This is a genomic window from Neptunomonas sp. (assembly GCF_016744175.1).
GTDB lineage: Bacteria > Pseudomonadota > Gammaproteobacteria > Pseudomonadales > Balneatricaceae > Neptunomonas.
Map to the genome: position 1 here is coordinate 1 of NZ_JADGEV010000088.1, position 4,789 is coordinate 4,789.

4 protein-coding genes and 1 pseudogene are annotated in these 4,789 nt (G+C 41.0%); all 5 read right to left on the reverse strand.

The window, feature by feature from the left end:
* Positions 1-26 precede the first annotated feature (26 nt).
* Complete coding sequence (locus tag QZZ55_RS19765) at positions 27-785, reverse strand: TIGR00266 family protein (protein WP_293269144.1); 759 nt, start codon at positions 783-785, stop codon at positions 27-29.
* A 225-nt stretch (positions 786-1,010) separates the two neighbouring features.
* Positions 1,011-1,142, reverse strand: a pseudogene (locus tag QZZ55_RS19770) (GYF domain-containing protein); the annotation flags it as partial.
* Between the two features lie 392 nt (positions 1,143-1,534).
* Positions 1,535-3,175, reverse strand: coding sequence for a sensor domain-containing diguanylate cyclase (locus QZZ55_RS19775; protein ID WP_293269141.1), 1,641 nt, complete (start codon positions 3,173-3,175; stop codon positions 1,535-1,537).
* Positions 3,176-3,549: 374 nt separating this feature from the next.
* Positions 3,550-3,801, reverse strand: coding sequence for a hypothetical protein (locus QZZ55_RS19780; RefSeq protein ID WP_293269142.1), 252 nt, complete (start codon positions 3,799-3,801; stop codon positions 3,550-3,552).
* Positions 3,802-3,832: 31 nt separating this feature from the next.
* The coding region (locus tag QZZ55_RS19785; protein WP_293269143.1) for a crosslink repair DNA glycosylase YcaQ family protein at positions 3,833-4,789 on the reverse strand (957 nt) is incomplete at its 5' end.

The window sequence follows — 4,789 nt, forward strand, 5'->3', positions numbered from 1 at the left end:
ATTTATACACATGAAGTGAGTGCTAATTATCTACCGCCTAACAGATTTCCAATGCTGCCTAAAACTGAGCCTTCGCCTTGTCCTTGGCTATGTCCTGATAGCATACGTCCCGCTAATCGAGAAAATGGCAAACTTTGTAACCAGACGGTTCCTGGCCCCTTTAATGTTGCAAAAAACAGTCCTTCTCCACCAAACAACATACTTTTAACGCCACCGGCTTGTTGTACATCGTAATCCACAGTGCTGGTCATAGCTGCTAGGCATCCCGTATCTACATGAAGGGTTTCACCTTTTTTAAGCTCTACTTTTCGGATGGCCCCACCCATATGGACGAAAATCATACCGGTTCCTTCCAGTTTCTGCAGGATAAATCCATCCCCTCCAAATAGTCCCGTTAGAATTCTTTTTTGAAAATGAATGCCCACTTGAACACCTCTGGCCCCCGCCAAGAAACTATCTTTCTGGCAGATCAACTTGCCATCATATTCCTTGAGGTCAAGGGCTAAAATAGTGCCCGGAAACGGTGCAGCAAAAGCAACAATCCCTTTAGCGGGGATGCTCTGCGTAAATACCGTTACAAATAGGCTTTCACTGGTTAACAATCTGCGCCCAGCTGACATGAGATTGCCCATGACACCCTGGCTTGAGTCATCCCCAAAAACCGTTTCCATTTCCACATGTTCGGTTTTATACATCATGGCGCCCGCTTCCGCGACGGCACTTTCTCCTTCATCCAGTTCCAACTCAAGGTACTGCATCTCATGACCGTAAATTTTAAAATCAATACCCTCCGTTACATAGTCACCACCAAACCCCTCACTCTGATTGGAATCAGAATCCAACAAGGCATCAGCGGCATTTGAGTGGCTGATCTTTTCTTGTGGAGCTTCTTGAATCTTTTGAGACACGGGTAGGCTTTCAGGCTTAGGAGACATCATAGAAGCGTTGGGAGGAGGGAATGGCGTTACTCCATCTTTCTTGAATAATCGAACAGCAGTAACTTCGTGAGCAGGCTGCCATTGATCCATCCCTTCACTCCAACAATGAGCGCCGGGGTTTTCTCGAACATAAGTTGTGATTGTCGCCTTGTCCGTTAATGGACCGGTTTGAATATTATTAGCTGAAAAATACCACTCTGTCACGGTAAGGCTTCCTATTTTGCTTTTAAAATTTACAACTAGAACTGAGTGTAGTAGATAATAAAACAGTTTTAAATGTGCATGGTGTTTTTTGGGTAAAAGTCATAAATCATTAGGCATAATAAACACCTAAGTAATTTAAAATGAAGTAATAATAAAAATAATTTACTCATATAACAACGCGCGAATATTAGCCCTATACCTTATGGTACAAATCCGAATGGTAAGTGCTCATTTTAAACCTATACTTTTTCCTCTTGCACCGATAGTAGCAGGCACTATTTTAAATATTGACGTTGCATCATGGTATGAGTTTTATATATAGAAGTGCTAGAAATCACTCATTATAATTATGCTTTGTATAGTTATAGTGAGAATAAACCAAGGCAAAGCTCTCACTCAGTAGTCGTTGTTTCAGCTTCAGGTAATGAATCCGAATAGCAACTAAAGCCGTTTTTACCAGCATTTTTAGCTCTATACATGGCCACATCCGCTTGTTTTATCAGCATGTCGGCATCTTTCCCGTCTGATGGGTAAACGCTTATACCAATACTTGCGCCGACGATTGGTTTACAAACTTCACTTATTTGAAAAGGCACATTAAATGAATCGATGATCTTTTTTGCAACAGAAGCGGCATCTCTTGGAGAACTAACTCCCGTTAGCACCACTAAAAATTCATCTCCACCTATTCGTGCAGCAGTATCAATTTTACGAATATTTAATTGTATTCGCACAGCGGTCTCTTTTAAAACTTGATCACCGGTATTATGACCATACTTATCGTTAACATCCTTAAAACCATCTAGGTCGATAAATAGCAAAGCAAAACTAGAGGTACTTGGTTCTTCCTGCTGAATAAGCTGATCTAGTCGGCCATATAATAATGTTCTGTTAGGTAAACCCGTTAATTCATCGAAATGAGCCATTCGCTCGATGCTTTCATCATCTAGCTCATGTCTGACTCTCGCTTGAGCGATAAAAAATGCAACGACGAAAACTAAGAACACGATGGCTAATAATATCGGATTCATTGTATTTAGTAGTCTTAACGTATTCTGGGTCAGTATGTTGCTCGGTACATATACAACAAGTTTCCATGAATAATTACCTGGATCAATTTGTGAACTACTAGTGCCAAATGGTTCCACGGACCCACTAGATGACACCATGTGATCTCTTAAGGGATAAACTGTTGTGAATGTGAATAGCCCTTTATGGTTTTCGAACATATCACCCTTTATTGGTTTTATGTTTTTCCATGCTTGAGGGAACTTACTTGCAAAAGAGCGTTGTTCATCTTTATACATAAACCCCCATTCTTCATCGGAGTGCCTGCCCTTAAGAAAATACCCTTGCATATTAATGAGCATAACCGTTGCTCTGGAATCTAAAACATCAACAACACTTTTAATGTGATTAAAGAGGTGTTGTCCCAAATAGTTAAGAATCAATATGCCTTTTTTGTCTCCATTACTATCAAATAGTGGGACTGCTATACGGATGATGGGCTTAATTGGCTGCTCTATTTTTCCTTGTTCCACATTCAGGTCAAAGGGTGAAAAGAAGATTTGTCCCTTGGCTAGTTTTATTGAATCTTGAAAATAATAGCGATCGGCTTTTGATTGAAGCTGATTTTGAGGAACACTTTCAGGAAGGCCATCATTAAAATTAATACGAATGACTTCGTTACCATCATTATTGAGCAAACGCACCTGGTCATATTTTCTTTTGTGCTGGCTAAGTGCTAAAAATTCAGTAATAAGCGCTTGGCGGTCAGGTTCTGTTGGGTGAGCTAAATAGGTCGATAAATTGTGATGAGATGCGAGTAGTTTGAGGTCCGTTGTTACCATAAAGAACTCATGTTCAATCGATTGCTCAAACAGGTTTGTAAGGCGCGCTTCCTCCATTTTCAATTCTTTAAGCTCACCCTTACTCTCTATGAATAGGATTGAAGCAACGACAAGCCCCACTATCAGTAATCCAGACAGTAAAAAAATAACAAATTGGAACCACAAATTTTTCTTTACTTCCATCTTACCTCTCGGGCATCTACATAAATTAAGTGCAGTGGCTAATTTAAGGAATATCATAATAAGCTTTCAGCCTGATGATAATGCACCCTAAGTGCTAGCTGTATCCTTATAAGTACCTATTTTTTGAGGATTTTTGACTCTTTCTAGTTTGTTTTCTTAAATTAAGGTGTCGTTATTCTACATCCTAAAAATTTAGTCCAAACGGTGAGTGTTCGCCAACGTAAATAGCATAATGTGTCTACTATCACCCTTTTTGGGCTGGGATGATTCAAGATGGTAAGACGAGGTGTGTATTTGGCTCTCCCGAAAGAGAGCCCAACCTACCCAGTGGAGTGTGTCGTCATTAGGGTTAAACGACTATCTTGCCATAATGCTCAAACGAAATAGGGAAGAAGAATATTCTTCGCAAGAAGTAGCCCGCCCACTACTAAAGTAACTATTTTAATAAGAGGCCTTAGCTTAGTAATTTCTCCTTTGTTGTTGCAGTAGATATCACCTGTTACGCCAATGATGACCGCTGCAGGAAAAAATAAAACGAAGCATGTGAAGAATAACCATCTCCATCGATACCATGGGATTTGGTCACCATTAATTGAATCTGGCTTTGTATCTGTTGAGTCTGTCATCGCTTTTCCAAGGTGTCTATTTATTTGGGCGTCACTCTAAAGGTTTTAGTGAGCTGTGCAAGCGTTGCTCCAGATGTTTTGGGTAGATTTCAGTTAACGATACTGAACCACACTTTTGAAAATGACTGAATTCTGTAATAGCGTTTATAAAGGCTGCAATGAGTGAATCTTCATCAAAGCCTGATTTCTTAATAGATGGTTTAAAAGTAGCCTGCTCAAAAAGGTGTTGTTCAAAATGTAGCGATTTGATTTCTAAATGGCTAGTTTTTCGATGAGCCTTACAATCCATCCGCCCAATAAACTCACCCCGGTAAAGTAGCGGCAGGCAAAAGTAGCCGTACTGGCGTTTGGCGGCGGGTACGTAACATTCTATTTGGTAGTCATATTCAAATATTGCCCTTAGCCGGTCGCGTTGAATAACGCTGTTATCGAAGGGCGAAAGAATCAACATGCGGTTGTTTAAACGCGGAAGAGGGCGCTCTAGCGCACCTGCTTCTAATATAAACACCTCGCCATTGCTCACTTGTACTTGTTCTAATGTACCTTGCGCTAACCTTTCATTTACTAAAGCTTTTACCGCCTTGCGAAGATCTGGGTTGCGGCGCAGGTAAGTGAGCCCTTTGAGTGATGCAAACCCATGGCAGCGTAATTGTTGATCAAGCATATGCGCTGCAAACTCTTCTATGCTAGGCATGCGTGAGTCTATATGGGATGGCAGAACTCGCTCGATCAGGTCGTAGGTTTTTTGGAAACCCTCACGATTACTGACCATCAGGTCGCCTTGCATATACAGCTGTTCGAGTGCTTTTTTGGCGGGTTTCCAATCCCACCAACCCACAGGTTTTGTGGTGTTGGTTTCTAAATCGCGTGAGCGTAACGGGCCATCTGAATTTATGCGTGCTAACAGCTCACCCATGAGCTTTTTATCAGGGTTTTTATACCAATGGGTTTGGCCACTCTTAATGGTGTGTTTGTAAGGTAAAGAGAA

What these genes read in the sequence shown, in the direction of transcription:
- QZZ55_RS19775 (WP_293269141.1), bottom strand. Translation starts at nt 3,175, where the DNA reads ATGGAAGTAAAGAAAAATTTGTGGTTCCAATTTGTTATTTTTTTACTG.
- QZZ55_RS19780 (WP_293269142.1), bottom strand. Translation starts at nt 3,801, where the DNA reads ATGACAGACTCAACAGATACAAAGCCAGATTCAATTAATGGTGACCAA.